General features: G+C 68.7%; 27 protein-coding genes. 15 read left to right on the top strand and 12 right to left on the bottom strand.

Annotated features, from left to right (window positions below):
- Window positions 1–14 precede the first annotated feature (14 nt).
- The 7 genes from AB4120_RS02945 to AB4120_RS02915 are packed head-to-tail and all read left to right on the top strand — an operon-like array spanning window position 15 to window position 6,380.
- Entirely contained in the window at window positions 15–2,060 is a 2,046-nt protein-coding gene (locus tag AB4120_RS02945) for an acetyl/propionyl/methylcrotonyl-CoA carboxylase subunit alpha (protein ID WP_149136918.1), read from the top strand.
- Window positions 2,061–2,120: 60 nt separating this feature from the next.
- Window positions 2,121–3,062: a 2-hydroxyacid dehydrogenase gene (locus AB4120_RS02940; RefSeq protein WP_149136917.1), complete on the top strand. Its 942-nt coding sequence runs from the start codon at window positions 2,121–2,123 to the stop codon at window positions 3,060–3,062.
- Between the two features lie 40 nt (window positions 3,063–3,102).
- Window positions 3,103–4,035 (top strand): hydroxymethylglutaryl-CoA lyase, encoded by a 933-nt coding sequence (locus AB4120_RS02935; RefSeq protein ID WP_149136916.1) that lies wholly within the window; start codon window positions 3,103–3,105, stop codon window positions 4,033–4,035.
- A gap of 37 nt (window positions 4,036–4,072) precedes the next feature.
- Window positions 4,073–4,609: a YbaK/EbsC family protein gene (locus AB4120_RS02930; RefSeq protein ID WP_149136915.1), complete on the top strand. Its 537-nt coding sequence runs from the start codon at window positions 4,073–4,075 to the stop codon at window positions 4,607–4,609.
- A gap of 8 nt (window positions 4,610–4,617) precedes the next feature.
- Entirely contained in the window at window positions 4,618–4,878 is a 261-nt protein-coding gene (locus AB4120_RS02925) for a DUF1289 domain-containing protein (RefSeq protein ID WP_149136914.1), read from the top strand.
- Window positions 4,875–5,816: an MBL fold metallo-hydrolase gene (locus AB4120_RS02920; protein ID WP_149136913.1), complete on the top strand. Its 942-nt coding sequence runs from the start codon at window positions 4,875–4,877 to the stop codon at window positions 5,814–5,816. Before AB4120_RS02925 ends, AB4120_RS02920 begins: the two co-directional genes overlap by 4 nt.
- A gap of 15 nt (window positions 5,817–5,831) precedes the next feature.
- Window positions 5,832–6,380 (top strand): GNAT family N-acetyltransferase, encoded by a 549-nt coding sequence (locus AB4120_RS02915; protein ID WP_149137608.1) that lies wholly within the window; start codon window positions 5,832–5,834, stop codon window positions 6,378–6,380.
- Window positions 6,381–6,411: 31 nt separating this feature from the next.
- Here the strand turns inward: AB4120_RS02915 and AB4120_RS02910 are convergent, their stop codons facing one another.
- The 6 genes from AB4120_RS02910 to AB4120_RS02885 form a co-directional block, all read right to left on the bottom strand.
- Window positions 6,412–8,553 carry a TonB-dependent receptor gene (locus AB4120_RS02910; protein ID WP_149136912.1) on the bottom strand — a complete coding sequence of 714 codons (2,142 nt, stop codon included), beginning with the start codon at window positions 8,551–8,553 and terminating at the stop codon, window positions 6,412–6,414.
- Between the two features lie 62 nt (window positions 8,554–8,615).
- Entirely contained in the window at window positions 8,616–9,092 is a 477-nt protein-coding gene (locus AB4120_RS02905) for a hypothetical protein (protein ID WP_392388467.1), read from the bottom strand.
- Window positions 9,043–10,239, bottom strand: a complete 1,197-nt coding sequence (locus tag AB4120_RS02900; protein WP_149136911.1) for a GTP-binding protein — start codon at window positions 10,237–10,239, stop codon at window positions 9,043–9,045. Before AB4120_RS02900 ends, AB4120_RS02905 begins: the two co-directional genes overlap by 50 nt.
- 270 nt (window positions 10,240–10,509) lie before the next feature.
- Complete coding sequence (gene dksA / locus AB4120_RS02895; protein WP_250024998.1) at window positions 10,510–11,199, bottom strand: RNA polymerase-binding protein DksA; 690 nt, start codon at window positions 11,197–11,199, stop codon at window positions 10,510–10,512.
- A 348-nt stretch (window positions 11,200–11,547) separates the two neighbouring features.
- Window positions 11,548–12,636 carry a CobW family GTP-binding protein gene (locus AB4120_RS02890; protein ID WP_149136910.1) on the bottom strand — a complete coding sequence of 363 codons (1,089 nt, stop codon included), beginning with the start codon at window positions 12,634–12,636 and terminating at the stop codon, window positions 11,548–11,550.
- Between the two features lie 31 nt (window positions 12,637–12,667).
- Window positions 12,668–13,186, bottom strand: coding sequence for a Fur family transcriptional regulator (locus AB4120_RS02885; protein WP_149136909.1), 519 nt, complete (start codon window positions 13,184–13,186; stop codon window positions 12,668–12,670).
- 347 nt (window positions 13,187–13,533) lie between these two features.
- Between AB4120_RS02885 and AB4120_RS02880 the strand changes: the two genes are divergently transcribed.
- The 4 genes from AB4120_RS02880 (at window position 13,534) to AB4120_RS02865 (ending at window position 17,268) form a co-directional block, all read left to right on the top strand.
- Entirely contained in the window at window positions 13,534–14,520 is a 987-nt protein-coding gene (locus tag AB4120_RS02880) for a tripartite tricarboxylate transporter substrate-binding protein (protein ID WP_149136908.1), read from the top strand.
- Window positions 14,521–14,738: 218 nt separating this feature from the next.
- Window positions 14,739–15,275 (top strand): ATP-dependent protease subunit HslV, encoded by a 537-nt coding sequence (gene hslV / locus AB4120_RS02875; RefSeq protein ID WP_144199209.1) that lies wholly within the window; start codon window positions 14,739–14,741, stop codon window positions 15,273–15,275.
- A 49-nt stretch (window positions 15,276–15,324) separates the two neighbouring features.
- Entirely contained in the window at window positions 15,325–16,656 is a 1,332-nt protein-coding gene (gene hslU / locus AB4120_RS02870; protein ID WP_149136907.1) for an ATP-dependent protease ATPase subunit HslU, read from the top strand.
- 240 nt (window positions 16,657–16,896) lie between these two features.
- Entirely contained in the window at window positions 16,897–17,268 is a 372-nt protein-coding gene (locus AB4120_RS02865; RefSeq protein ID WP_149136906.1) for a hypothetical protein, read from the top strand.
- Window positions 17,269–17,302: 34 nt separating this feature from the next.
- Here AB4120_RS02865 and AB4120_RS02860 read toward each other — a convergent pair whose 3' ends face one another.
- Complete coding sequence (locus AB4120_RS02860) at window positions 17,303–17,896, bottom strand: response regulator transcription factor (RefSeq protein WP_149136905.1); 594 nt, start codon at window positions 17,894–17,896, stop codon at window positions 17,303–17,305.
- Complete coding sequence (locus tag AB4120_RS02855; protein WP_441641829.1) at window positions 17,896–19,224, bottom strand: ATP-binding protein; 1,329 nt, start codon at window positions 19,222–19,224, stop codon at window positions 17,896–17,898. Before AB4120_RS02855 ends, AB4120_RS02860 begins: the two co-directional genes overlap by 1 nt.
- 285 nt (window positions 19,225–19,509) lie before the next feature.
- Here AB4120_RS02855 and AB4120_RS02850 point away from each other — a divergent pair, with 285 nt between their 5' ends.
- Window positions 19,510–20,007, top strand: a complete 498-nt coding sequence (locus tag AB4120_RS02850) for a copper chaperone PCu(A)C (protein WP_149136904.1) — start codon at window positions 19,510–19,512, stop codon at window positions 20,005–20,007.
- Window positions 20,008–20,036: 29 nt separating this feature from the next.
- Here AB4120_RS02850 and AB4120_RS02845 read toward each other — a convergent pair whose 3' ends face one another.
- The 4 genes from AB4120_RS02845 to AB4120_RS02830 all read right to left on the bottom strand — a co-directional run bounded on the left by AB4120_RS02845 (window position 20,037) and on the right by AB4120_RS02830 (window position 22,113).
- On the bottom strand, window positions 20,037–20,975 hold the full coding sequence (locus AB4120_RS02845; RefSeq protein ID WP_149136903.1) for a LysR family transcriptional regulator: 939 nt from the start codon (window positions 20,973–20,975) through the stop codon (window positions 20,037–20,039).
- A gap of 62 nt (window positions 20,976–21,037) precedes the next feature.
- On the bottom strand, window positions 21,038–21,253 hold the full coding sequence (locus tag AB4120_RS02840; protein ID WP_149136902.1) for a cysteine-rich CWC family protein: 216 nt from the start codon (window positions 21,251–21,253) through the stop codon (window positions 21,038–21,040).
- On the bottom strand, window positions 21,250–21,465 hold the full coding sequence (locus tag AB4120_RS02835; protein ID WP_149136901.1) for a zf-HC2 domain-containing protein: 216 nt from the start codon (window positions 21,463–21,465) through the stop codon (window positions 21,250–21,252). The genes AB4120_RS02840 and AB4120_RS02835 overlap by 4 nt, the downstream gene beginning before the upstream one ends.
- A 36-nt stretch (window positions 21,466–21,501) precedes the next feature.
- A complete protein-coding gene (locus AB4120_RS02830) occupies window positions 21,502–22,113 on the bottom strand; it encodes a sigma-70 family RNA polymerase sigma factor (protein WP_149137605.1) in 612 nt (203 codons plus the stop codon).
- A 153-nt stretch (window positions 22,114–22,266) separates the two neighbouring features.
- Between AB4120_RS02830 and argB the strand changes: the two genes are divergently transcribed.
- The 3 genes from argB (at window position 22,267) to slmA (ending at window position 24,982) form a co-directional block, all read left to right on the top strand.
- Entirely contained in the window at window positions 22,267–23,184 is a 918-nt protein-coding gene (gene argB, locus AB4120_RS02825) for an acetylglutamate kinase (protein ID WP_092291393.1), read from the top strand.
- Window positions 23,185–23,273: 89 nt separating this feature from the next.
- Window positions 23,274–24,326 (top strand): pyrimidine 5'-nucleotidase, encoded by a 1,053-nt coding sequence (locus AB4120_RS02820; RefSeq protein WP_149136900.1) that lies wholly within the window; start codon window positions 23,274–23,276, stop codon window positions 24,324–24,326.
- The gene (gene slmA / locus AB4120_RS02815) at window positions 24,323–24,982 is read left to right on the top strand and encodes a nucleoid occlusion factor SlmA (protein WP_149136899.1); all 660 of its coding nucleotides are present in this window, start codon (window positions 24,323–24,325) and stop codon (window positions 24,980–24,982) included. The genes AB4120_RS02820 and slmA overlap by 4 nt, the downstream gene beginning before the upstream one ends.
- Window positions 24,983–25,168: the final 186 nt, after the last annotated feature.

Genomic DNA, 25,168 nt, shown 5'->3' with positions numbered 1-25,168 from the left:
ACAAAGGAGGAGCCATGTTCAACAAGATCCTGATCGCCAACCGTGGCGAGATTGCCTGCCGTGTGGCGGCCACGTGCCGCCGGCTGGGCATCCGCACGGTGGCCGTCTACTCCGATGCGGACGCAAACGCGCGCCATGTGGCGTTCTGCGACGAGGCCGTGCATATCGGCGGCCCGGCCGCGCGCGACAGCTACCTGCGCGCGGACCACATCATCGAGATGGCCAAGGAGACCGGCGCCCAGGCCATCCACCCGGGCTACGGCTTCCTGTCCGAGAACGAGGCGTTCGCGCAGGCGTGCGCCGCCGAGGGGCTGGTCTTCATCGGCCCGCCGGCCTCGGCCATCCACGCCATGGGCAGCAAGAGCGCGGCCAAGCAGCTGATGGAAAAGGCGTCCGTGCCGCTGGTGCCCGGCTACCACGGCGAGGATCAGAACCCGGCGCTGCTGCGCCGCGAGGCCGACCGCATCGGCTACCCGGTGCTGATCAAGGCCAGCGCGGGCGGCGGCGGCAAGGGCATGCGCGTGGTGGAGGCGGGCGAGGGCTTCGAGGCCGCGCTGGCGTCGGTCAAGCGCGAGGCATCGGCCAGCTTTGGCGACGACAAGGTGCTGGTGGAGAAGTACCTGACCCGCCCGCGCCATATCGAGATCCAGGTCTTTGCCGACACCCACGGCAACTGCGTCTACCTGTTCGAGCGCGACTGCTCGGTGCAGCGGCGCCACCAGAAGGTGCTGGAGGAGGCCCCCGCCCCAGGCATGACCGAGGAGCGGCGCCGCGCCATGGGCGAGGCGGCCGTGGCGGCGGCCAAGGCCGTCGGCTACGTCGGCGCCGGCACGGTCGAGTTCATCGCCAATCAGGATGGCTCCTTCTACTTCATGGAGATGAACACGCGCCTCCAGGTGGAGCATCCGGTCACGGAGATGATTACCGGCCAGGATCTGGTGGAGTGGCAGCTGCGCGTGGCGGCCGGCGAGCCCCTGCCGCTGACGCAGGACCAGCTCCGCATCGACGGCCACGCGCTGGAAGCGCGTATCTACGCCGAAAACCCCGACAACCAGTTCCTGCCGTCCACGGGCACGCTGCGCTTCCTGCGCACGCCGCCGGCGGTGCAGTTCATGCGCGGTGGTGACGCCCACGGCCCGGCTGGCGTGCGGATCGATGCCGGCGTGCGCGAGGGCGACACCATCAGCCCGTTCTATGACCCGATGATCGCCAAGCTGATCGTCTGGGGCCCTAACCGCGATGCGGCGCTGGCGCGCATGGAGCAGGCGCTGGGCGGCTACCACGTGGTGGGCCTGCAGACCAACGTCGCCTTCCTGCAGCGGCTGGTCAAGTCCGAGGCGTTCCGCACGGCAGATCTCGACACCGGGCTGATCGAACGCAACCAGGCCGTGCTGTTCCCGCCGCTCAAGGCGGCCGGCATGGAGGCCATTGCGCTGGCCGTGGCCGCGCTGCTCGAGCGCGAGACGCGCACGCGCCGCATCGACGAGGCCGACCGCCATTCGCCGTGGACCCACGCCGGCCCGTGGCGCCTGAACGGCCGGGAGTCCCGTACGCTGTACTTCTCGCACCGTGGCAACAAGGTGGAAGTGGTGCTGCGCGCCGACCCGCGCCGCAGCACGCTGATCTATGCCGATCAGGCGGCGCCGTTCGCCTATGTGTTCAAGGCGGATGACATCCGCGTGGACCTGGGCACCCGCCGCACCCACGGCCAGGTACACGTGGAGGGCGACATGTTCCACGTCTTCACGGCCGGCCGGCACACGGAACTGGCGTGGCTGGACCCGCTGGCCCACGCCGGCGAGGCCGAGAGCGAGGGTGGCAAGCTCACCGCGCCGATGCCGGGCAAGGTGATCGCGGTGATGGTCCAGCCCGGCAGCACCGTCACGCGCGGCACCCCGTTGCTGGTGATGGAAGCCATGAAGATGGAACACACCATCAGCGCGCCGGCCGATGGCGTGGTCAGCGAGGTGCTCTACGGCGTGGGCGAGCAGGTGGCGGAAGGCGCGCAACTGCTGGCGTTTGCGTTTGCGGTGGCGGTGGCGGAGGCGGCTGGCGCCTGACCGGCGGGCGCCGTCCCGTGCCAAAATGCTCCCACACCCCCGAAAAGAACTGGAGTCGAGATGAAGTTGCAGTTGTACGTGCCGGATGGCCGCTATGAACCCTGGATCGAAGGCTTTGCCGAGGCGCTGCCCGAGGCGCAATGCCTGAAGTGGGAGGAAAGCCAGGGCGAGGCCGCCGACTACGCCGTGGTCTGGCGTCCGCCCGTGGCCATGCTGCGTGGCCGCCAGGACCTGCGCGCGGTGTTCAACCTCGGTGCCGGCGTGGATGGCATCCTGCGCCTGCGCGACGAAGACCCGGACGCGCTGCCGGCCGGCGTGCCCATCGTGCGCCTTGATGACGCCGGCATGGCCGCCCAGATGGCCGAATACGTCACCGCCGCCGTGCTGCGCTACTTCCGCAAGCTCGACGCCTACGACGCCCAGGAACGCGCCGGCACGTGGAAATTCCTCAAGCCCCATCGCCGCGCCGACTTCACCATCGGCGTGATGGGCATCGGCACGCTGGGCGCCCACATCGCCCGCACGCTGGCGGGCTTCGGCTTCCCGGTGCGCGGCTGGAGCCGCTCGGCCAAGGCCGTGGAGGGCGTGGAATCGTTCCATGGCGAGGATGGCCAGCGCGCCTTTCTCGACGGCCTGCACGTGCTGGTGAACGTGCTGCCGCTGACCGCCGAGACCGAGGACATCATCGACACCGGCCTGCTCTACCGCCTGGCCCGGGGCGCCTATGTGATCAACGTGGCGCGCGGCCCGCACCTGGTGGAAGACGACCTGCTGGCCGCCGTGCGCGAAGGGCAGATCGCCGGCGCCACGCTGGACGTGTTCCGCACCGAGCCGCTGCCGGCCGACCACCCGTTCTGGCAGGAGCCGCGCATCACCATCACGCCGCATATCTCCGCGCTGACGCTGCGCGAGGACAGCATCGCCCAGATCGCCGGCAAGATCCGCGCGCTGGCCGAGGGCAAGCCGATTGCCGGCGTGGTGGACCTGCAGCGCGGCTACTGAGCCGCGCCGCACGCACAGACAAGGAAGCGAGGAGACAGCCATGACCATGCCCCAGTACGTGAAGATCGTCGAAGTGGGCCCGCGCGACGGGCTCCAGAACGAGAAAGCGATGGTGCCCGCCGACGTCAAGGTGACGCTGATCAACCAGCTCACCGACGCGGGCTTCGTCAATATCGAGGCCGCGTCGTTCGTCTCGCCCAAGTGGGTGCCGCAGATGGCGGACGGCGCCGAGGTCATGGCGCGCATCCAGCGCCGCCCCGGCACGTTGTATTCGGCCCTGACGCCTAACTTGCGCGGCTTCGAGGGCGCCGTGGCGGCCGGGGCCGACGAGGTGGTGATCTTCGGCGCGGCCAGCGAGGCGTTCTCGCAGAAGAACATCAACTGCTCGATCGCCGAGTCCATTGCCCGCTTCGAGCCGGTGGCGGCTGCCGCCAAGGAAGCCGGCGTGCGGCTACGCGGCAGCATCTCGTGCACGCTGGGCTGCCCGTATCAGGGCGAGGTGTCCGTCCACGACGTGGTGGACGTGGTGCGCCGCATGCGCGACCTGGGCTGCGACGAGATCGACATCGCCGATACCATCGGCGTGGGCACGCCCACCCGGGTGCAGGAGGTGATGCGCGCGGCGTCGATGGAGTTTGCGATCGACCGGCTCTCGGGCCACTTCCACGATACCTACGGGCAGGCGCTGGCCAACATCCTCGCCAGCCTGGAGGTGGGCATCGGCATCTTCCATGCGTCCGTGGCGGGGCTGGGCGGCTGCCCGTACGCCAAGGGCGCCACCGGCAACGTGGCCACCGAGGACGTGCTCTACATGCTCCACGGCATGGGCCTGCACACCGGCATTGACCTGGAAGCGGTGGTGCGCACCGGCGACTACATCTCCCAGGCCATCGGCCGCCCCAACAACTCGCGCGTGGGCCGCGCCCTGCTGACCAAGTGGGCGGCGGCGGACGACGCGGCGGTCTGCACCTGAGCCGTCCCCTATATAGATAGATAAGGAGAATCCACCAATGAGCGCGTCCCCCGAGTCCCCGATCGAACCCAACGAACTTCCCGAAGCCGCGCAGCGCGTGGCCGACCTGCTGGTCGGCATCGGCCATGACCGCCCGGTGGTGATGCTGCCGGCCACCGGCAAGACCTCGGCCGAGGCCGCCGCCGGGCTCGGTTGCAGCGTGGCCGAGATCGCCAAGTCGATCATTTTCCGCCGCGTGGCGGATGACGCCCCGGTGCTGGTCATCGCCAGCGGCAGCAACCGCGTGGACGAAGCCAAGGTGGCCGCCCGCGTGGGCCCGCTGGGCAAGGCCGACGCCAAATTCGTGCGCGAGAAGACCGGCTATGCGATTGGCGGCGTCTGCCCCATCGGCCACGCCGTGCCGCCCGTGATGCTGCTCGACCAGGACCTGTTCCGCTACGAGAGCCTGTGGGCCGCCGCCGGCCATCCGCACGCGGTGTTCAACCTCACGCCGCACCAGCTCCAGGCCATGACCGGCGCCGAAGTCGCCGATGTGGCGGCGCAGGTGGCGCCGGTGACGCCGGTGGCGAGCTGACCCGCGCGATGTCCGCCGTGCTCCCGCCCGCCGCGCGCCGCCTGCAGGCCGACCTCACGCGCGGCGCCGCTGCCGCGCTGGAGGCATCGCCGGTGGCGTCCCCGTGCCGCAACGTCTGCAAGATGGACCCGGTGACGGGCTATTGCGAAGGCTGCCTGCGCACCATCGAGGAAATCGCCGGTTGGTCCCGGGCCGATGATGCCGAGCGCCGGCGCGTGTGGGCGCTGCTGCCCGCGCGCGTGGCGTGGCTGGGCGGGGACGGGGCATGAGCGCGCCGCTAACTTTCCCCCCCACGCTGCCATCCTCCGTCCGCGTATTCAAGCGTGGCTGGCTGTCGGCCAACAACGTGCTGCTGGTCGATGACGAGACCGGCGACACGGCGCTCGTCGATACCGGCTACCTGACCCACGCCGCCCAGACCGAGGCCCTGGTCGCGGCGGCGCTCGATGGCCGGCCGCTGCGGCAGGTCATCAACACCCATCTCCATTCCGATCATTGCGGCGGCAACGCCACGCTGCAGGCGCGCTGGCAGCCGCGCACGTCGATCCCGGCCGCCGAGGCGACGGCGGTGTCCGCGTGGGACGACGACGCCCTGAGCTTCGTGGCTACCGGCCAGCAGTGCCAGCGCTTCACCTTCGACGCGCTGCTGCACGATGGCGACCACCTGCGCCTGGGCGGCCTGGACTGGCAGGTGGTGGCGGCACCGGGCCACGACGCCCACGCGGTCATGCTGTTCGCCCCCGGGCCGCGCATCCTGATCTCCGGCGACGCGCTCTGGGAAAACGGCTTCGGTGTGATCTTTCCGGAGCTCGACGGCGAAAGCGGCTTCGCGGAACAGGCCGCCGTGCTGGCGCGCATCGCCGAACTCGACGCCCGCATTGTCATACCCGGCCATGGCCGGGTATTCGGCGACGTGCCGGAAGCGGTGGCGCGGGCGCAGGGCCGGCTGGCCCACCTGCGCAGCGACCCGCTGCGCAACGCCAGCCATGCGGTGAAGGTGCTGGTGAAGTTCAAGCTGCTGGAGCAGCAGTCGATGTCGCGCGCCGCGCTGCTGGCGTGGATGCACGGCACGCCGCTGATGCAGCGCATCCACGCGCGCTTCATGGCCGAGACGCCGTTCGAGACGGTCTTCGCCCAGACGCTGCGCGGGCTGGCGGCAGTGGGCGCGCTGGCGCTGGACGGCGAGACCGTCCACAACCGCGACTGAGGCCCCCGCGCCATGATGCCGCCGCTGCGGGGCAAGGACTTCATGCTGCGGCCCTTCCGTGCGGCCGACGTGCAGCCGTTCGCGGCGGCCGTGCGGGAGTCGATGGGCACCGTCGGCGCCTGGATGCCGTGGGCCCGGCACGACTACAACACGCTGGACGCCCAGGAGTGGTTCGCGCGCTGCGACGCCAATATGGCGGATGGCTCGGCGTTCGACATCGGCGTGTTCTCGCCCGATGGCCGGGAGCTGTACGGCGGCGTGGCGATCAACCAGATCCGGCCGGAGGACAACCTCGGCAACCTGGGTTACTGGATTCGGGAGAGCCGCCAGCGGCAGGGGCTGGCGGCCGGCGCGGCCACGATGATGGCCTGCCATGGCTTCCACGGGCTCGGCCTGACCCGCATCGAGATCGTGGCGGCCGAGGCCAACGTGGCGAGCCGCGCCGTGGCGGTGAAGATCGGCGCCACGCTGGAATGCATCGCCCGCAACCGGCTGATCCTGCGCGGCAGGCCGGTGGCGGCGGCGGTGTACTCGCTGGTGCCGGAGTGGTTCTCGGGGGGCTGACCCCCCCGACTCACCCCGATCCCCAGATCGCTCAGAACGACGTCCGCATGCCGATCTTGACGCTGCGGCCCGGCAGCGGGGCGATGTCGCGCAGGATCGACGTGGCGCTGCGGGCTTCCTCGTTGGTGAGGTTGTCGCCGCGCACGTAGAACAGCGTCTGCACGCCCGATACCTTGAGCTTGTACGTCAGCGCCACGCCCAGCGTGGTGTAGGCGGCGGTTGGCGTGTCGCCGCTCGGCACGCGGCTCTGGCGCGCGTTCCAGTTCACATCCATGCGCGCGCCCCAGGGGCCGGCGCCGTACACCAGCGCGCCGCCCAGCCGTAGCGGGGACAGGCGCGGCAGGGCTTCGCCGGTGTTGCGGTTCTCGCCGTGGACGTAGTCGGCGCGGGCCTCGAAGTCCAGCGTGTCGCTGGTCGTCAGCATCTTCTGCAGCAGCCGCGTCTTGCCCTCGGCCTCGAAGCCGTACAGCGTGGCCGGCACGCCGAGGTATTGCAGCTCCGGCAGCGCGCCGTCGCTGCCGGCGGTCACCACGTTGCCTTCCGCGTCGCGGAAGCTGCCCGAATTCACCGGCGCCAGGTAGTTCTGGAAGCGGCTGTAGTAGCCCGAGAGCGAGCCGCTATGCGCGCCCTGCTTGAAGCGCACGCCCAGGTCCAGCGAGGTGGCGCGTTCCTTGTTCGCGTTGGGATCGCCCACCTCGTACGAGCCGGTGGCCAGGTGGGGGCCGTTGGCGTACAGCTCGTAGAACGTGGGCGCGCGCTCGGTGTAGGACAGGTTCGTGGTCACCGACCACACCGGGTCCAGCTTCCACAGCAGCCCGGCCGAGGCGCTGCCCGCGTTGAAGCTGCGGTTGGCATCGTTGAAGCGGTCGTTGCCGTTGGCGCTCGCCTTGACGCTGCTGTGGTCCAGCCGGCCGCCGAGGTTCAGCTTCAGGTCGCCCGAGGCCACCAGCGGCAGTTCCTCGAACACGAAGATGGCGGCGTTGTCCGTGGCGGTGCTCGGCACGAACGCCTCCTCGCCCAGCGCGGAGAAGTTGGTGTGGCCGAACTGCGTGCCGATCACCCCGGTCATGTTGCCGATCTTGCCGTGCGTGGCTTCCAGGCGGGCGTCCCAGCCGTGGTTCTTGAAGATGGTGCCGGTCTCGCCGTCCTCGATCTCGCGGTGCTCGTAGTCGGTGTAGCTGAACTTGCCCTTCACCGCCTCGATAAAGCCGCCGGTGTTGTTCGACAGGTTGCGTGCCTCGCCCTCCACCGCGTAGCGGTCCTGGCGCATCTTGATGCGCGCATCGGCTTCGGCCGGGGTGCCGTAGTCGTTGCGATAGGTCGAGAAGTTGGCGCCGACGAAGCCATCGGTCCAGGTGTAGGCGCCGCCCATCGCGCCGCCTTCCTGGTGCGCGTTGGTGTTCGGAATCTTGCCGTAGGCCTCGCTCTCGCCCTCGGGCAGCGGCTGGGTGGCGCGCAGGTTGCCGCTGCGCGCGTAGCCGGGGATCTTCAGGTCGCTGGTCTGGCGCACGAAGGCATCGGCGTGCACGGCGAACTGGCCGTTGCCGGCCTCGATCAGGCCGCTGGCGTTGCGGCCCTTGTCGCCGCCGATGGTGCCGCTCACGTCCGCCGCGCCGCTCACGCCGGTAATCGGGTCGCGCGGGATGCGGTTATCGATCACATTCACCACGCCGCCGATGGCGCTGCCGCCGTACATCAGCGCGGCCGGGCCGCGTACCACCTCGATCTTCTCGGCCACCAGCGGGTCGATGGGCACCGCGTGGTCATAGGACAGCGTGGAGGCGTCCAGCGTGGAGCCGCCGTTCTGGAGCACCTTGATGCGGTCGCCATCCAGCCCCCGGATGATCGGCCGGCTCGCGTTCGGGCCGAAATAGGTCGATGTCACGCCGGGCAGGCTGTTCAGCGTCTCGCCGAGCGAGCTGGTCTGGCGCACGGCCAGCGCGTCGCCGCCGAGCGTGGAGACCGGCGCGACCATGTCGTTGAGGTCGCTGCCGAGCGGATTGGCGGTGACCACCACTTCCTTGAGGGTTTGCGGGGCGGCCTGAGGGGCAGCCGGAGGCGCGGCTTCCTGAGCCGAGGCACCGGCGCTGAAGCCGGCGGTGACGAGAAAGGCGGCAACGGCTGCCAGCGGGGTGCGGCGCACCGCCGAGGAGAAATGAATAGGGGAGGACATGGCTCGCGATTCGAATTCGATGACGAAGCGCGGGCGGCGGTGGTCACACCGCAGCCGCGCGATCAGGCGAAGACGGGCGAGGCAGGTGGGGCGCGGGAGTGGAAGGGCCGGGCGGCGGGCAGGTCGGGCCAGCGCCAGGCCAGGCTGGCCGGCTTGACCGGCTTGCCGAAAGCCAGCACCGGCAGGTCGAAGCTGCCGTGGTGGCTGTCAGCCAGCGTCGCACCATCGAACAGCACGCACGAGTGCAGGCCGAGCTTGAGCGCGAAGGAATCGGTATGGGTTTCGGTGGCGTCGGTGGCTTCAGCCGCCACAGGGGCCGTCACAGGCGCCATCATGCCCGGCAGGCCGCCGTGCACCACACGGTGGACCAGACCGGCGTGCTGGGCCAGCAGCAGGCACAGCACGAGGCACAGCGCCGTCCAGAGGCCGGGGCCGCGCGCGCGCCAGCGGGCCATGTGGCCGCTGATACGGTCAGCGAGAAAGGTGGCGTCAGTGCGCATGGCCGCAATCGCACGCGCCATCGCCATGATCGTGGTCATGGTCGTGCGCGTGATCGTGATCGTGGTCGTGATCGTGGTCGTCGGCGAACGCATCGCCCCAGTCGGGGAACGGGTCGGGGTAGGCCGCCCACGCTTCGGGGCCGGCCGCGAGTTCGGCGTCGGTCAGCAGGCAGGCGTCCAGCCGGGCTTCGAGGCCCGGGGCGTCCAGGTTCTCGCCGATCAGCACGAGTTCCTGGCGGCGGTCGCCGTATTCGGCGGGCAGGCCATCATCGACCATGTCGGCCTCGATGCCGGCGCGCGAGGCGGCGTCAGCCGGCCATTCCTCGGCGTCGATCGCGGCCCACCAGGCGCCGGCGGCACCGGGACGGCACACGCCGCCCGCCTGATGCCAGTCGCCGGCAATGTCCATGCGGCTGGCCAGCCAGAAGATGCCCCGGGAGCGCAGCACGTCGCCATGCTCGCGCATCCATTCGGTATGAATCAGGTCGGCGAAACGCTGCGGATGGAACGGGCGGCGCCGGCGGTACAGCAGGGTCCCCATGCCAGCGGCGGCCGGCACCGGCTCGCCTTGCAGCGCCACCTGCCAGCCGGCGGCATTCGGCGTGGCGTCCGGGTCGAAGCGGCCCGTGCCGAGCACGCGCCCGGCTGGCACCTTGCCGTGGCTCGCATCGACCAGGTCCGCGCGCGGGTTCAGCGCGTGCAGCACCGCGTGCAGGCGGCCGAGCTGGCCGGCATCGACCAGGTCGATCTTGTTGATGACGATGACGTCCGCCACTTCGATCTGGTCGATCAGCACGTCCACGACAGTACGGTCGTCGTCGTCATGGGCGGCGAGGCCCCGCTCGGACAGGAAATGGGCGTCGTGATAGTCGCGCAGGAAGCGCTCGGCATCGACTACCGTCACCAGGGTGTCCAGGTGCGCCACGCCCGCCGGGGCGTCGCCGTGGGCGTCTTCGAAGGCGAAGCGCTCGGCAATGCCGAGCGGCTCTTCGGTGGCCTGGGCCTCCACCACCACGTAGTCGTGCTGGCCGGCCTGCGCCAGACGGTCCACCTCGGCCAGCAGGTCGCCCTGGCTCGCGGCCACGGCCACGCGCGCGCCGCCCTGCGCGAGCAGGTGTTGCAGCACGGTGGTCTTGCCGGCGCCGGAGAAGCCGGACAGCACGGTGACGGGCAGACGAGGAGCCATGGAACGGGTGATTTGGGCGATGGGCGCCAAAGCGGCGCGCAAGGTGTTATTGCAACAAGGTTGCGACTGTAGCAGAAAGCCGCCCCGGACGACAGCCCGGCCATGGCACCACAAAGGGCGGGCGTCCTGCCATGGTAGTGCCGTGGCCGGCGCGAGACAAACCTCGTCACCAACGCGTCACCCAAACGCGTCACCAACGTGTCACCAACGCGTCACCCAAACAAAACGGCCCGGATGACCGGGCCGTGTTTGTCGGAGCGGAGCGGGAGATCAGTCCCCGAACAGCTTCTGGCGCAGTTCGCGGCGCTGCTGCGCTTCCAGCGACAGCGTCGCCGTGGGGCGGGCCAGCAGGCGCGGTACGCCGATCGGCTCGCCGGTTTCCTCGCACCAGCCGTAGTCGCCGGACTCGATGCGCTGCAGCGACTGCTCCACCTTCTTCAGCAGCTTGCGCTCGCGGTCGCGGGTGCGCAGTTCGAGCGCGTGTTCTTCCTCGATGGTGGCGCGGTCGGCCGGGTCCGGCACGATCACCGTCTCGCGCAGGTGTTCCGTGGTCTGGTCCGCATTCTTGAGGATTTCGTCGCGAAGCTGCTCAAGGCGATTCTTGAAGAAGGCCAGTTGCGCCTCGTTCATGTAATCCTTGTCGCTCATCTTCAGGATTTCAGCTTCAGTCAGAAGTTTGTTGCTGCTCATGGTTGCTGCTGATTCTCTTGTTGATGCGACCGGCGGCGTCTTGGTCCGCTCGGGTGCAGTGGCCGCCCGCTTGCGCGGTGCGGTCGGTTCACTCTGGCTGGCTGCAGTCTTGCTGCTTCGCGTGCCTCCCTTGGCCTCGCCCGCATCGGCGTGCGCCGTACTGCCGCGGGGAGCTGGCGCTGCCTTCACTGCTGGCTGCGCGTCTGGCGTCTCCGCCGCAGCGGTGCCTGTCTTGCTGCGGCTTTCTTTGGTCTTGGTTGCGGCTGTCATGGGGACACCTCTCTCTACGCGTCGACGAGTGACGGCGCTGTTGCCAAGGTACCCCAAGCGGAGGGCGGTCTCCGCATGAAGCACTGCGACCGCGCCTGCCGGCGGCCCGCCTCATGCTGACGACGACCGCCGCCCTGCCAATACCGGCGCCGCCAAAACGTGCGCCGCCCGTATCAAATCCGGCCTATTGTACTTGAACAAATTTTTCGTAGATATGGGAGAAAGCCGGACAAGAGACAGGAGTTTTCCCGGTACCCCGCCCAAAGGAGGGGCAGAGCGGGTGGAAAACCGGTCCGGCGGCAACCGCCACAGGATGCGGCGGCTGCTTCACATCAGAGCCGAGGGGGCTCAGGCCAGGCAGGCGGCCAGTCCCTTGAGGATGGCATCGCGCGGCAGGTCCACGCCGATGAAGACCATCTTGGTGCCCGGGGTCTCGTCTTCCCACTTGGCGCCGATGTCGCTGCCCATCAGCTGGTGCACGCCCTGGAACACCACCTTGCGGTCCACGCCTTCCATATAGAGCACGCCCTTGTAGCGCAGCAGCTTCTCGCCATAGACCGACAGGATGCCCGACAGGAATTCCTCGAGCTTGCCGTAGTGGAACGGCTTGTCGCTGCGGAAGACGAACGAGGCGATATGGTCCGTGTGGTGGTGATGGTGGTGATGATCGTGCACATGGCCATGACCGTGGTCATGGTCGTCATGACCGTGGTCGTGGCCGCAGTGCTCGTCGTGCACGTGGCCATGATCGTGGTCATGGTCATGCTCGTGGGCCTCGGCGCGCAGGAAATCGGGGTCGATCTCGAGCTTCTCGTTCAGGTTGAAGCCGCGCAGGTCGAAGATCGTGTCGATCGGGGTCTCGCCGAAATTGGCGGTGCGGATCGGCGCGCGCGGGTTCATGTGCAGCAGGCGGTGGCGCAGGTCGGCCACCTCGGCCTCGGGAACCAGGTCGGACTTGGTGATGAAGATGGCGTCGGCAAAGCCCACCTGGCGCTGCGCTTCTTCCTGCTTGTCCAGCTGGAGATTGCCGTGCTTGGCGTCCACCAGCGTAATCACGGCGTCCAGCAGGTAGCGCGCGGCGATTTCCTCGTCCATGAAGAAGGTCTGCGCCACCGGGCCCGGGTTGGCCACGCCGGTGGTCTCGATCACCACGCGGTCGAAATCGAACTTGCCTTCGTCGCGCTGGGTGATCAGGTCGGACAGCGCCTGCACCAGGTCGCCCCGGATGGTGCAGCAGATGCAGCCGTTGCTCATCTGCACGATCTGCTCGCGGCCGTCCTGCACCAGGATCTCGTTGTCGATGTTCTCCTCGCCGAACTCGTTCTCGATGACGGCGATCTTCATGCCATGCTGTTCGGTGAGGATGCGCTTGAGCAGCGTGGTCTTGCCGCTGCCGAGGAAGCCCGTCAGGATCGTGACCGGGATCAGTTTGGACATGTCTTGGAACTCCGGAAAAGGTTTGCGGCGCCTAGTGGGCGCCGCCGGCGCCGCGCGTGCGGCCGCATTCGGCGCACACGCCGTTGACGGTCAGCTCCACGTGCTCGACGGCAAAGCCGCGCGGCACCTTGGGCGCCACCGACGGTGCGGGCACGCCGGCCGCCTCGAGGCAGAACGTGCGGTCGCAGCGGGTGCAATGGAAATGGCTGTGCTGGCGATGGACCTCGGCGCGCGCGGCCTCGTGCTCCACCAGCGTGAAGCGAAACACGCGGTCATGGCCCGCGCGCTTCTGCGCCAGCCCCTGCTCGACCAGCCAGTCGAGCACGCGGTAGACCGTGACGCGGTCCACGTCGCCATCGGCCGGCAGGCGGTCGATCACGGCCTGGTGCGTAAGCGGGTCTGCGGCGTCAATCAGGCAGGCGAGGATGGCCACGCGCGGCTGCGTCACACGCGCGCCCAGCTGGCGCAGGCGCGCCTGCGCGGCTTCCAGCGTGGCATCGGGGAGCGGTCCGGCTGCCTGGGCGGCCGGATGCGGGGTGGTGCGTGTCATGCGGGCCATTTAACCATAGCGCCCGGGTCGATGCAATTCAGTTGCGTAAGCGGCTGCGCGGCACGCGCGTGGCAAATCCGCCGAAAACGCCGCTTTCTCGCGGGTTAGCCCCTATACCTCGCCAATCTTTCAGGTTGCTAACATCCACCTCCGGCTCCGCCTGTCAGCGGAGTCAGTTGCTGTTCGCTTCCCATACATTGAGCCGATGGTCACCGCGTGTTTTCCGATATGGACCGCGACCGGCGGCGCCGCCTCCCAGGCGGCCCGGCCGGCGGCAAGCGTGAAGAGCGAGGGAGGCAGGGCGGACGGTGAGAACGGGAAAAGCAGGGTATCCAGGAGAGACAGTAATGAAACGAGTTGCAATGCATTTCGCGGCCGCGCTGGCTGTTGCCGGCGTGGGCGTTTCCACGGGGACCCAGGCTCAGGAATATCCGGGCAACAAGCCCGTCCAGGCCGTGGTGCCGTTCGCGGCCGGCGGCCCGACCGACAAGGTGGCGCGCGAGCTGACCATGGTCATGTCCAAGCACCTGGGCACCACCATCGTGATCGAGAACCTCGGCGGCGCCGGCGGCACCATCGGGGCCAAGAAGGTGGCCCAGTCCAAGAACGACGGCTACACCATCCTGATCCATCACATCGGCATGTCCACGGCCCCGGCGCTGTACCGGAACCTCGGCTTCGACCCGCTCAAGGACTTCGAGATGGTCGGTGAAGTGGCCGACGTGCCGATGGTGCTGGTGGGCAACAAGCAGCTGCCGCCGGCCACCTTCAAGGACCTGGTGCCGTACATCAAGGCCAATGCCAGCAAGCTGTCGCTGGCCAACGCCGGTATCGGCTCGGCCTCGCACCTGTGCGGCCTGCTGTTCCAGAGCGCGATCCAGACCGAGCTGACCACCGTGCCGTACAAGGGTACGGCGCCGGCGCTGACGGACATCCTGGGCGGCCAGGTCAACCTGATGTGCGACCAGACCACCAACATCGCCGGCCAGCTGAAGGCGGGCGCGCTGAAGCCGTACGCGGCCATGCAGTCGCGCCGCGTGGAGGCCTTCAAGGACATCCCGACCGCGGCCGAGCAGGGCCTGCCGGGCGTGGAAGTGAAAATCTGGCACGCCATGTACGCCCCGAAGGGCACGCCGAAGCCGGTGATCGACAAGCTCTCCGCCGCGCTGCAGAAGGCGGTGACCGACCCGACCTTCCGCGCCAAGATGGCCGAGCTGGGTGCCGAGGCCGTGCCGGCCCAGCGCGCCACGCCGGATTCGCTGCGCACGTTCCTGACGTCGGAAATCAACAAGTGGACGCCGGTGATCAAGAAGGCCGGGGTGTACGCGGACTAAGCGCGGACTAAGTCCCGGAGTCAGTCCGGAAGCAGAAGGCCACGCAGCGATGCGTGGCCTTTTTGTTTTGGCCTCCAGCCGGGCGCCTCTACCTTCTATATTGTGTGGATTGCCCGTGTCGGGCGCTTGTGATGCCTGCGGCTCTTGAAAGCGCGCCGCGTGTCGCCACCTACCCCCCTGACACATTCCACAGATCACAGAAGGACCACGAAGGCACCATGGAACAGTATCACGGCACTACCATCGTCAGCGTCCGGCGCGGCAACCAGGTCGCGCTTGGCGGTGACGGCCAGGTCACTCTCGGCAATATCGTGATGAAGGGTACGGCGCGCAAGGTGCGCCGCATCTACAACGGCAAGGTGCTGGTCGGGTTTGCCGGCAGCACGGCCGATGCCTTCTCGCTGCTCGACCGCTTCGAGGCCAAGCTGGAGAAGTACCAGGGCAACCTGACCCGCGCCGCGGTGGACCTGGCCAAGGACTGGCGCTCGGACCGCGCGCTGCGCCGGCTCGAGGCCATGCTGATCACGGCCGACCGCGACACCACGCTGGTCATTACCGGCAACGGCGACGTGCTGGACCCCGAGGGCGGCATCGCGGCCATCGGCTCGGGCGGCGCGTACGCGCAGTCGGCGGCCAAGGCGCTGGTCGAGAACACCGAGCTGGCCCCCCAGGATGTGGTCGAGAAGGCGCTGACCATCGCCGGCGAGCTCTGCATCTACACGAACACGAACTTCGTCATCGAGACGCTGGAATAAACGTCGCCGCGTGGCGCTGCAACGCCCTGCACTGAACCCCCCGGATACCATGTCGCAAACCATGACCCCGTCGGAAATCGTTTCCGAACTCGACAAGCACATCATCGGCCAGAACAAGGCCAAGAAGGCCGTGGCCGTGGCGCTGCGCAACCGCTGGCGCCGCCAGCAGGTGGAAGACCCGCTGCGCCAGGAAATCACCCCGAAGAACATCCTGATGATCGGGCCCACCGGCGTGGGCAAGACCGAGATTGCGCGCCGGCTGGCCAAGCTGGCCGATGCGCCGTTCATCAAGATCGAGGCCACCAAGTTCACCGAAGTGGGCTACGTCGGCCGCGACGTGGACACCATCGTGCGCGACCTGGCTGAGATGGCCATCAAGCAGACGCGCGAATCGGAAATGAAGAAGGTGCGCACCAAGGCCGAGGACGCGGCCGAGGACCGCATGCTGGACGTGCTGCTGCCGCCGCCGCGCGACATCGGCTTCGCCCAGACCGAGGACAAGGACTCGAACACGCGCCAGGCCTTCCGCAAGAAGCTGCGCGAGGGCCAGCTCGATGACAAGGATATCGAGCTGGAAGTGGCCGCCGGCCTGCCGAGCATGGACATCATGGGCCCGCCGGGCATGGAGGACATGACCGAGCAGATCCGCACGATGTTCGCCGGGCTGGGCCAGGGCAAGAAGCATCGCCGCAAGATGAAGGTCAAGGAAGCGTTCAAGCTGCTGATCGACGAAGAGGCCGCCAAGCTCGTCAACGAGGAGGAGCTGAAGCACAAGGCCATCGCCAACGTCGAGCAGAACGGCATCGTGTTCCTGGACGAGATCGACAAGATTGCCAGCCGCAGCGATGTGGGCGGGGGCGAGGTGTCGCGCCAGGGTGTGCAGCGCGACCTGCTGCCGCTGGTGGAAGGCACCACGGTGAACACCAAGTACGGGATGATCAAGACCGACCACATCCTGTTCATCGCCTCGGGCGCGTTCCACCTGAGCAAGCCGAGCGACCTGATTCCCGAGCTGCAGGGCCGTTTCCCGATCCGCGTGGAGCTGGAATCGCTGTCCGTGCAGGACTTCGAGGCCATCCTCACCCAGACCGACGCCAGCCTGACCAAGCAGTACCAGGCGCTGCTGAAGACGGAAGAGGTGGACCTGCAGTTCGCGCAGGACGGCATCCGCCGGCTGGCCGAGATCGCGTTCTCGGTGAACGAGAAGGTCGAGAACATCGGCGCGCGCCGGCTGTACACGGTGATGGAGCGGCTGCTGGAAGACCTGTCGTTCCACGCCACCCGCTCCTCGGGCGAGACGGTGACCATCGACGGCAAGTATGTCGATGAGCGCCTGGGCGACCTGGCCGGCAACGAGGACCTGTCGCGCTACGTGCTGTAAGCCGCCCCGGCGGGTTTGAAGGAACAACGAGCCAGACCGAGTCTGGCTCGTTTTGTTTTGGGGTCTTGACCGCAATGTGTCAGGCGCCTGCGCGGATGCCTCCCGCCGGTAACGACCGTAAGCATTGGTAAGCATGCTGGCGCCGAACCTCGTCGAAATGCGACCCTTGCGCACCTTGCTGGTCGATGGACCGGAGCGGGAGCCACCGCACTTCACTTCAAACACCTGCCGGGAGTCCCTATGTCGCGCCATGATTCGCGCACGCTTTTTTTCAAACGCAACCAGGTGCGCAAGCGCCGCGTTGCCATCGCCACCGTGAGCGTGGTGGCGAGCATCACCGCCGCCACCATCTTCCTGTGCGTCCGGCCCGCCGTGACCCCGGCCGCCGCCGCCGCGCTGCCGATCCCGGCTTCGGCCTCGGTCCATGCGGACCAGCCCGAGCGGCAGGCCGCGCACGAGGGCCAGGCCGCCGCCACGGCGCTGGCCATCGCCTCGGGCGAGCTGGTCACGCTGGCCGACCGCCACGCCAGTGACGCCGTGCGCATGGCCGGCGTGGCGCATGAGTCGTCCGCCGATGACCTGGGCTGGGACTACGTCCAGCTGCGCCTGTAAGTCGTTTCTCTCCGCCCTGGCGCGCCTGGCGTACCTAGCGCGACACCGGCCGCTTGCCGAGCTTGCGCTGCAAGGTGCGCCGATGCATGTTCAGCGCCCGCGCCGTGGCCGAGATATTGCCGCCGTGCTCGGTGAGCACGCGCTGGATATGCTCCCATTCGAGCCGTGCCACCGATAGCGGCGTGGGCTCCTCCAGCGCTGCCTCGGCTGCCTCTTCCGAAATCCCCGCCATCAGCGCCGTCAGGATCGAATCGACATTGGCCGGCTTGGCCAGGTATTCGTCCGCCCCCTGCTTGACCGCCGCCACGGCCGTGGCGATGCTGGCGTAGCCGGTCAGCACGAGGATGCGCGCATCCGGCAGCGCGGCGCGCAGCGGCGCCACCAGATGCAGGCCCGATTCCGCCTGCGCCGTGCCGCTGGCCTCGGCGGGCGGCCCCAGATGCAGATCCAGCGTGATGTAGGCAAACGGCGTGCGCGCGGCCAGCGCCAGCGCCGCGCTGCCGTGGTGGGCCACCTGCACCGCATAGCCGCGCCGCGTCAGCGCCCGCGCGAGCGTGCCTGAGAAGACCTCGTCGTCATCGATCACCAGGAAGGGCGTTGCGTCGGTGGGCGCGGGGGCGTCTGTCATCACGGTTGGAAGTCGGGGGAAGTCAGGTTGAGCGGGGCCGCGCCGGCCAGCGGCAGGCGCAGCAGGGCCACGGTGCCGCCGGCGCGGTGGTCCTGCCAGGAGAGGCTGCCGCCAAGCTGGCGCGCGGCGCTCTGTGCGAGATAGAGGCCGATGCCCTGGCCGCCATGCGTGCTGGCCACGGGGGCCTCGCCCAGTTGCGCGCGCAGCGCCGGGGGGATGCCGCCGCCGTGGTCGGTGACGGCGAAGCGCAGCGCGTGGCCATCGCCGGTGATATCCAGCCGTAGCGGCGGCGCCTGGCGCATCGCGTGGCCCATGGCCTGCTGGCTGCGTGCGGCGTTGTCCAGCAGGATGGTCAGGATCTGGCTCACGCGCGCGGCGTCCACGGGCTGCGTGGCGGCGTCCGGGGCCAGCGTCGATTGCAGGCTGGCCTGCGGGTGGCGCAACTGCCAGCGTTCGACGAACGGCGCGAGCCAGGTGTCGAGTGGCTGCGGCGCCAGCGGTTCGCGGTCCGCGCGCAGCCGGGCCAGGATCGAGCGGCACAGGTCCAGCTGCTGCTCCATCGTGCGGAAATCGGGGAGGTAGTCGGCGACCGGCGTGTTCGCGCGCGCCGCGTCGGAGGCATCGCCCCGCAGTTCGCCAGCGATGACCGCCAGCGTGGCCAGCGGCGTGCCGATCTCGTGCGCGACGGCCGCCGCCTGATCGTTCAGCGCCTCGGCGCGCGACTCCCGCAGCAACTGCTCGCGGGCCAGGTTCAGCTGGGCATCGCGCTGGCGCAGCACGCCCGAGAGCCGCGCCACGAAGAAGGCGATCATCACCGCGCTGGCCACGAAGTTCAGCCACATGCCGGCCAGGTGGTAGTTCACCGCGTTGTCCGGATTGTGCAGGTGCAGCGGCACGTATTCGAGCAGCAGCAGCGAATAGCACGCCAGCGCGTAAAGCGCGAGCGCCGAGACGAAGCGCCACGGCAGGATGGCCGATGCGATGGCCAGCCCCGGCAGGTAGAACGAGACGAAGGGATTGGTGGCGCCGCCGGTGTAGAACAGGATGGCCGACAGCGCGGTCAGGTCCACGATCATCTGGGCCATCAGCTCGGCGTCCGACGGCACGGTGTTGTGCCGCCCGTGCCAGTGCAGCCGCACCACCGTAATCACATTGAAGATGGCCTGCGCGGCGAACAGGTAGAGCAGCGGCTTGTAGGGCAGGTGGATGCCGGCCACCGATTCGCACGACACCAGCAGCAGCGCCTGTCCTGCCAGCAACGCCCAGCGCAGCCAGCACAGGCGGCGCAGGCTCACCAACCCGTGGCGCTGGGGCGCCACGCGCGGCATGGCCGGAGCGGGCGCCGGCGCGGAGGGGGGGGCCGGGGCAGTCGGGGCAGGGGGTGCGGGCGCTGCGGTAAGGCGCGGGGTAGACGTGGAGGGCGGCATGCCGGCAGTGTAGCAATGCCGCCATGCCGCGCGGCGGCGGCGGCCCGGCGTGCGACACCGTGCCGCATTCAGGCCGGCCCCCGGCGCTGCCAGACTACGCGGTTGCCATGCCCGGCAGGTTCGGGAGCGCCATGGTCTAATAGCCGCCTTTCGCTGAATTCCGTTGATTTCGTGGAGATGTTACCGATGCAAGCCCGTTTTCGCGCGCCGCGCGCCGCCTCGATCGTCACCCTGGCCCTGGCCGGCCTGCTGGGCAGCGCACACGCGCTGGCACAGGTGGACGTGAGCAATGCCTGGGTGCGCGGCACGGTGCCGGCCCAGTCGGCCTCCGGCGCGTTCATGACGCTGCATGCGCATGAATCGGCCAAGCTGGTGGGCGTGTCGTCGCCCGTGGCTGCCGCCGAGCTGCATGAGATGAAGATGGAGAACAACGTGATGCGCATGCGCCAGCTGCCGTCGCTGGACCTGCCGCAGATGCAGGATGTGGAACTCAAGCCGGGCGGCTATCACATCATGCTGATGGGGTTGAAGTCCCAGCTCAAGGCCGGGGATACCGTGCCGCTGACGCTGAAGATCGAGCAGAACGGCAAGATCGTCGAGCAGCAGGTCAAGGCGCAGGTGCGTGACCTGACCGCCGGCGCGCCGCCGGCAGGCGCCGGCGGCCATGGCGACCACAAGCACTAAGGCTGGGATCGCCCGATCCCTCCGGAAGGTCAGCCGCGCAGGCTGATCGCCGCCTCCGCTTCCGATGCCGGCGCCGCCGCTGCCTGCAGTGCCCGCTCACGCAGCCAGGTGTGGCCCGGATCGGCCTCGGCCCGCTCGGGCCAGATCATGCTGTAGCTGAAGCCGGGAATCGAGAACGGCGCCTCGAAAATGGTCAGGCGCGGGTCTTCCAGCGCTTCCAGCGTGCGCCGGGCCGCCGTCAGGACCATGTTGGTGCCGGCGATCAGCGCCGGCGCCACGCTCCAGTGCGGTACCGTGCACGCAATCTTGCGGCGACCGCCCAGGCGCGCGACGGTGGCGTCGATCAACTCCCCGCGCTCGCTCGCCGCGCTCACCAGCACGTGGGAGCGCGCCAGGTAGGCCACGTGATCGAGCCGGCCGGTGTCACGCACCGTGGCGGCATCCACCGCACACGCAAAATCATCGTCGAACAGCAGCGCCGTGCGCACGCCTTCCGGCTGGTAGGTGAAGGCGCCCAGCGCCATGTCGAGCTCGCCGTCGGCCACTTGCGCCGTCATGGTCTCGCGGCTGGCCTGCGTGACCACCAGGTCGATGTTCGGCGCGGCCTTGCGCACCGCGCGCAGCAGCCGGGGCAGCACCACCAGCGCGCCGTAGTCGGACATCGCCAGCCGGAAGGTGCGGCGCGCCATGGACGGCTGGAAGCCGCCCGGGCCGAGCAGGATGCGCACCTGTGCCAGCGCTTCGGCCAGCGGGGCGGTCAGTTCATGCGCGCGGGGCGTGAGCACGAGCCCGCCCTGGCCGCGCACGAGCAGGGGGTCGTCGAGCAACTGGCGCAGCCGCGCCAGCGAATGGCTGACCGCTGGCTGGCTCAGTTGCAGCCGCAGTGCGGCGCGCGAGATATGGCGCTCGGCAAACAGTGCCTCGAGCACCACGAGCAGATTGAGGTCGATTCCGCGTAGGCTATTCATGTGGCGAATATTAAACCGGAAGTCTCCGGTTATGCCATTCGTCGAGCGGAATTTTTCGGGCTTTAGGTGTCTTGCGAGGCGTCCCGCCGGGCCTTCAGGCAATCCGGACACAGGCAATGCTGGCCCGCGACGATCTGGCGCGCCGGCAGCAGCGGCTGACTGGCGCACCAGCATTCGGGCAGGCCCGCCACGTAGCCGCAGACGAACGCCGCGCCGCAGCCGCTGCACCGTTCCACGGGGCGCAGCTGGCCGGTCTGGATGGTGGATGGATCGGTCATGGCCTGGGCCCGTCGTCTTCCTGCCCGAGTCGGCGCATGGCCTCGCGCATCATCCGCATCTGTCCGCTGAAGTGGGTGCAGGTGGCGCAGATGGCCAGATGGCCGCGCAGGCGCAACTGCTCCCCCCACGTCAGGGGCCGGTCCATGCCCTTCATGGTCAGGTGATGGATTTCCTCGCAGTTCGGCAGCAGGCGGCGGCGGGGTTCGGACATGAGACGGATTCGGCCTATATAGATAGACGGGTTGGGTCAGCGCGACGGCGCGGCGGGGGCGATTGTTGTATTCGCACCACGGTTGCCGAACCATTTCACTTCCAGGCATTCGCGCAGCCGCATGCGGGCGCGGTACAGCATCACCCATGCGTTGGTCGCGCTGATCTGCAAGGCCTGACAGATTTCTTCGGTCTCCAGTTCGAGCCATTCCCGCATCATGAAAATCCGCGCAGCCTTGGCGGGCAGGCGGTCGACGCAGGTTTGCAGCACTTCGAAGAACTCGCGCCGCTCGAAAGTGCGGTCGGGATCGCCCCAGTCGGAGGGCGGATGCTGGTAGTGGCCGTTGCGCGTGAACAGCGCGTCGAAGGCGTCCTGCTCGGATTGCGGCTCGCCATCGTCGCCGGTGGCCAGCGCCAGACGCACTTCGCGCCTGCCGCTGCGCAGGAGATCGACGATCTTGTGCTTGAGGATGCCGACCAGCCACGTGCGCAGCGCCGACTGGCCCGCAAAGCGCTCCGGGTGCTCCAGCGCGGCCAGCAGGGTCTCGGAAACGGCGTCTTCGGCGAGCGCCTCGTCGCGCAGCTGCAACCGGGCAAAGCGCAGCAGATAGGGCCGCACGGCCTGAAGTTCGGCGGGATCGAGGCTCATTGCTGGGGCGGCATCGGGCATGCCGGGGCTGAGGTTCTTGTCGTCTTCGCGCGTGCCGCGCGGTTTCTTGTAAAATCGGCGCCTGCCCGTCAAAGCCAGTCCGGCGGACGGATTCGCCATGATACCTGCTGATTCCAACGGATGTCCCTTGCCATGAACGCCGACAATCCTGGGCCGGCCACCACCACGGTTGCCGCCATCGCCCCCTCCCTCAAGGCCGAGATCCTTGCCGAGGCGCTCCCCTATATCCGCAAGTTCCACGGCAAGACCATCGTGGTCAAGTACGGCGGCAATGCGATGACGGAGGAGAAGCTCAAGCACGGCTTCGCGCGCGACGTGATCCTGCTGAAGCTGGTGGGCATGAACCCGGTGGTGGTGCACGGCGGCGGGCCGCAGATCGACGAAGCCCTGAAGAAGGTGGGCAAGGTCGGCACGTTCATCCAGGGCATGCGCGTCACCGACGAGGAAACCATGGAAGTGGTGGAGTGGGTGCTCGGCGGCGAGGTGCAGCAGGACATCGTCATGCTGATCAACCAGTACGGCGGCCAGGCCGTGGGCCTGACCGGCAAGGACGGCGGCCTGATCCGCGCCAAGCGCCTGCAGATGCCGGACCGCGAAAAGCCCGGCACCTTCATCGACATCGGCTACGTGGGCGATATCGAGGCGATCAACCCGGCCGTGGTCAAGGCGCTGCAGGATGACGCGTTCATCCCGGTGATCTCCCCGATCGGCTTCTCCGATGACGGCCAGGCGTACAACATCAACGCCGACGTGGTCGCCGGCAAGATGGCCGAGATCCTCAAGGCCGAGAAGCTGGTGATGATGACCAACATCCCGGGCGTGATGGACAAGAAGGGCAACCTGCTGACCGACCTGTCCGCACGCGAGATCGAGGAGCTGTTTGCCGATGGCACGATCTCGGGCGGCATGCTGCCGAAGATCTCGTCGGCGCTGGACGCCGCCAAGAGCGGCGTACACTCGGTCCACATCATCGACGGCCGTATCGAGCACTCGCTGCTGCTGGAAATCCTGACCGAGCAGGCGTTCGGCACGATGATCCGCTCGCACTGAGCCGCGCACGTAGCCGGTTCGCGGGCGCGGGCGGATTCACGCCGCCGCGCCCGCACCCCCTCCCACAAGTCATCCCCCTGCAGCCCGGCGTGTTCCTCAGACAACCTCACCAGCGCCGCGGCGTGGCGCACGCGCGCCCGTCGGAGGCATCGACTCCCGCCGCGCGGCAGCGCCCCCGGCATCCGCGGGTGCGCCGGCCAGCGGGCGACCAGTCGGGCGACATCGTCTGGCTGTTCGATCTGGACAACACGCTGCACGACGCCTCGCATGCGATCTTCCCGGCCATCAACCGGCGCATGACCGCCTACGTGGCGCGCGTGCTCGGCGCCGATGAGGCCACCGCCAGCCGCGTGCGGGTGGAGTACTGGCAGCGTTACGGCGCCACCCTGCTCGGCATGATCCGCCACCATGGCGTGGATGCGGCCGATTTCCTGCACGAGGCCCACGACTTCCCGGCGCTGGCCGAGATGGTGCGCGTGCGGCGCGGGCTGGCCGCCGCGCTGCGCCGGCTGCCCGGGCGCAAGATCCTGGTCACCAACGCGCCGCGCGACTACGCGCGGGCGGTCATGGCGATTGCCGGCATCGAACGCTGCTTCGAGCGCGTGGTGGCCATCGAGGACATGTGGGTGCACGGCCATCTGCGGCCCAAGCCTGACCGCCGCATGCTGCGCCGGTTGCTGGCGCGCACCGGCGTGGCGCCCCATCGCGCGGTGCTGGTGGAAGACACGCTGTCGCATCTGAAACACTATGCGGGCACGGGTATCCGCACCGCCTGGGTGACGGGCTACCTGCGCACGCTGGCGCCATCGCAGCCCCATGCGGTGCCGGCGACGGCTCCGGTCCCGGTCGATGCCGCCGTGCCGGGCGCCGTGGCCGACGCCGCCACGCGCACCGCGCTGGCCGCCGAAGACCGCCAGCACGTGGCCCACGGCGCCCAGGAGCGCTCGGTGACGATGATGGCCGCCGAAGCGCAGCTTCCGCCACCTGGCGCGGATGGCGCACAATACGGCACGGCGCCGCAGCAGTTGCCCGACCATGCCCCGCGCGTACGGGCGCGCGTGGTGAATCGGCCCGGCTATGTGGACATAAAAGTACAATCGATGCATCAACTCCTACGACGAATACGGAGAACCGGGTCATGACGCAAACCATCGAAAGCCAGCCGGAGGCGCCGCCGCTCGTGGCCGCCACCGCCATCCAGACCGCCGAAGGGCCCACGCGCAAGCGACCGCGCCCCGGCGAACGGCGCATCCAGATCCTCCAGACGCTGGCCGGCATGCTCGAGCATCCGCGCGGGGAAAAGATCACCACGGCGGCGCTGGCTGCCAGGCTGTCGGTCTCGGAAGCCGCGCTGTACCGCCATTTCGCCAGCAAGGCGCAGATGTTCGAGGGCCTGATCGGCTTTATCGAGCAGACCGTGTTCGGGCTGATCAACCAGATCACCACGCAGGAGGAGCATGGCCTGCGCCAGGTGCAGGCCATCGTGCGGATGCTGCTGTCGTTTGCCGAGAAGAACCCCGGCATGACGCGCGTGCTGACCGGCGAGGCGCTGGTGGGCGAGCACGAACGGCTGCAGGAGCGCATCAACCAGATGGTGGACCGGATCGAGGCGTCGCTGCGCCAGTGCCTGAAGGTGGCCGTCACGCAGGCCGCTTTCCCGGCCGACGCCGACATCCCGGTGCGCGTGGCGCTGATCACGGCCGCCGTGCAGGGCCAGTGGCACCGCTACGTGAAGAGCGGCTTCCGCAAGGCGCCGGGCGAGAACATCGACACCCAGCTGCGGATCCTGCTGGGCTGAACCCGGCGGGAGGACCGGGGGCGCGTCACACGCGGCCAGCAGCGCACCCGGGAACTGCACTATAATGGCCGCGTCGCGCCGATTTGATGACTGGCTTGCGGGCGCGCGGCAGCCAACGGGGATCTCAGGATGACCGCCGGCTGCCACTATAAATGCGGCTAAAGAGGTTGGGTCGGTGCCTCGCGG

Origin of the sequence: Cupriavidus sp. 2KB_3 (assembly GCF_052115685.1) — a bacterium.
In the GTDB taxonomy this organism is placed as follows: domain Bacteria; phylum Pseudomonadota; class Gammaproteobacteria; order Burkholderiales; family Burkholderiaceae; genus Cupriavidus; species Cupriavidus campinensis.
This window is presented reverse-complemented; position numbering and strand designations above follow the sequence as displayed.

Excerpts from the sequence above, each read along its gene's own strand:
- AB4120_RS02945 (WP_149136918.1), top strand. The coding sequence starts at position 15 with ATGTTCAACAAGATCCTGATCGCCAACCGTGGCGAGATTGCCTGCCGT.
- AB4120_RS02940 (WP_149136917.1), top strand. The coding sequence starts at position 2,121 with ATGAAGTTGCAGTTGTACGTGCCGGATGGCCGCTATGAACCCTGGATC.
- AB4120_RS02935 (WP_149136916.1), top strand. The coding sequence starts at position 3,103 with ATGACCATGCCCCAGTACGTGAAGATCGTCGAAGTGGGCCCGCGCGAC.
- AB4120_RS02930 (WP_149136915.1), top strand. The coding sequence starts at position 4,073 with ATGAGCGCGTCCCCCGAGTCCCCGATCGAACCCAACGAACTTCCCGAA.
- AB4120_RS02925 (WP_149136914.1), top strand. The coding sequence starts at position 4,618 with ATGTCCGCCGTGCTCCCGCCCGCCGCGCGCCGCCTGCAGGCCGACCTC.
- AB4120_RS02920 (WP_149136913.1), top strand. The coding sequence starts at position 4,875 with ATGAGCGCGCCGCTAACTTTCCCCCCCACGCTGCCATCCTCCGTCCGC.
- AB4120_RS02915 (WP_149137608.1), top strand. The coding sequence starts at position 5,832 with ATGCCGCCGCTGCGGGGCAAGGACTTCATGCTGCGGCCCTTCCGTGCG.
- AB4120_RS02910 (WP_149136912.1), bottom strand. The coding sequence starts at position 8,553 with ATGTCCTCCCCTATTCATTTCTCCTCGGCGGTGCGCCGCACCCCGCTG.
- AB4120_RS02905 (WP_392388467.1), bottom strand. The coding sequence starts at position 9,092 with ATGACCACGATCATGGCGATGGCGCGTGCGATTGCGGCCATGCGCACT.
- AB4120_RS02900 (WP_149136911.1), bottom strand. The coding sequence starts at position 10,239 with ATGGCTCCTCGTCTGCCCGTCACCGTGCTGTCCGGCTTCTCCGGCGCC.
- dksA (WP_250024998.1), bottom strand. The coding sequence starts at position 11,199 with ATGACAGCCGCAACCAAGACCAAAGAAAGCCGCAGCAAGACAGGCACC.
- AB4120_RS02890 (WP_149136910.1), bottom strand. The coding sequence starts at position 12,636 with ATGTCCAAACTGATCCCGGTCACGATCCTGACGGGCTTCCTCGGCAGC.
- AB4120_RS02885 (WP_149136909.1), bottom strand. The coding sequence starts at position 13,186 with ATGACACGCACCACCCCGCATCCGGCCGCCCAGGCAGCCGGACCGCTC.
- AB4120_RS02880 (WP_149136908.1), top strand. The coding sequence starts at position 13,534 with ATGAAACGAGTTGCAATGCATTTCGCGGCCGCGCTGGCTGTTGCCGGC.
- hslV (WP_144199209.1), top strand. The coding sequence starts at position 14,739 with ATGGAACAGTATCACGGCACTACCATCGTCAGCGTCCGGCGCGGCAAC.
- hslU (WP_149136907.1), top strand. The coding sequence starts at position 15,325 with ATGTCGCAAACCATGACCCCGTCGGAAATCGTTTCCGAACTCGACAAG.
- AB4120_RS02865 (WP_149136906.1), top strand. The coding sequence starts at position 16,897 with ATGTCGCGCCATGATTCGCGCACGCTTTTTTTCAAACGCAACCAGGTG.
- AB4120_RS02860 (WP_149136905.1), bottom strand. The coding sequence starts at position 17,896 with ATGACAGACGCCCCCGCGCCCACCGACGCAACGCCCTTCCTGGTGATC.
- AB4120_RS02855 (WP_441641829.1), bottom strand. The coding sequence starts at position 19,224 with ATGCCGCGCGTGGCGCCCCAGCGCCACGGGTTGGTGAGCCTGCGCCGC.
- AB4120_RS02850 (WP_149136904.1), top strand. The coding sequence starts at position 19,510 with ATGCAAGCCCGTTTTCGCGCGCCGCGCGCCGCCTCGATCGTCACCCTG.
- AB4120_RS02845 (WP_149136903.1), bottom strand. The coding sequence starts at position 20,975 with ATGAATAGCCTACGCGGAATCGACCTCAATCTGCTCGTGGTGCTCGAG.
- AB4120_RS02840 (WP_149136902.1), bottom strand. The coding sequence starts at position 21,253 with ATGACCGATCCATCCACCATCCAGACCGGCCAGCTGCGCCCCGTGGAA.
- AB4120_RS02835 (WP_149136901.1), bottom strand. The coding sequence starts at position 21,465 with ATGTCCGAACCCCGCCGCCGCCTGCTGCCGAACTGCGAGGAAATCCAT.
- AB4120_RS02830 (WP_149137605.1), bottom strand. The coding sequence starts at position 22,113 with ATGAGCCTCGATCCCGCCGAACTTCAGGCCGTGCGGCCCTATCTGCTG.
- argB (WP_092291393.1), top strand. The coding sequence starts at position 22,267 with ATGAACGCCGACAATCCTGGGCCGGCCACCACCACGGTTGCCGCCATC.
- slmA (WP_149136899.1), top strand. The coding sequence starts at position 24,323 with ATGACGCAAACCATCGAAAGCCAGCCGGAGGCGCCGCCGCTCGTGGCC.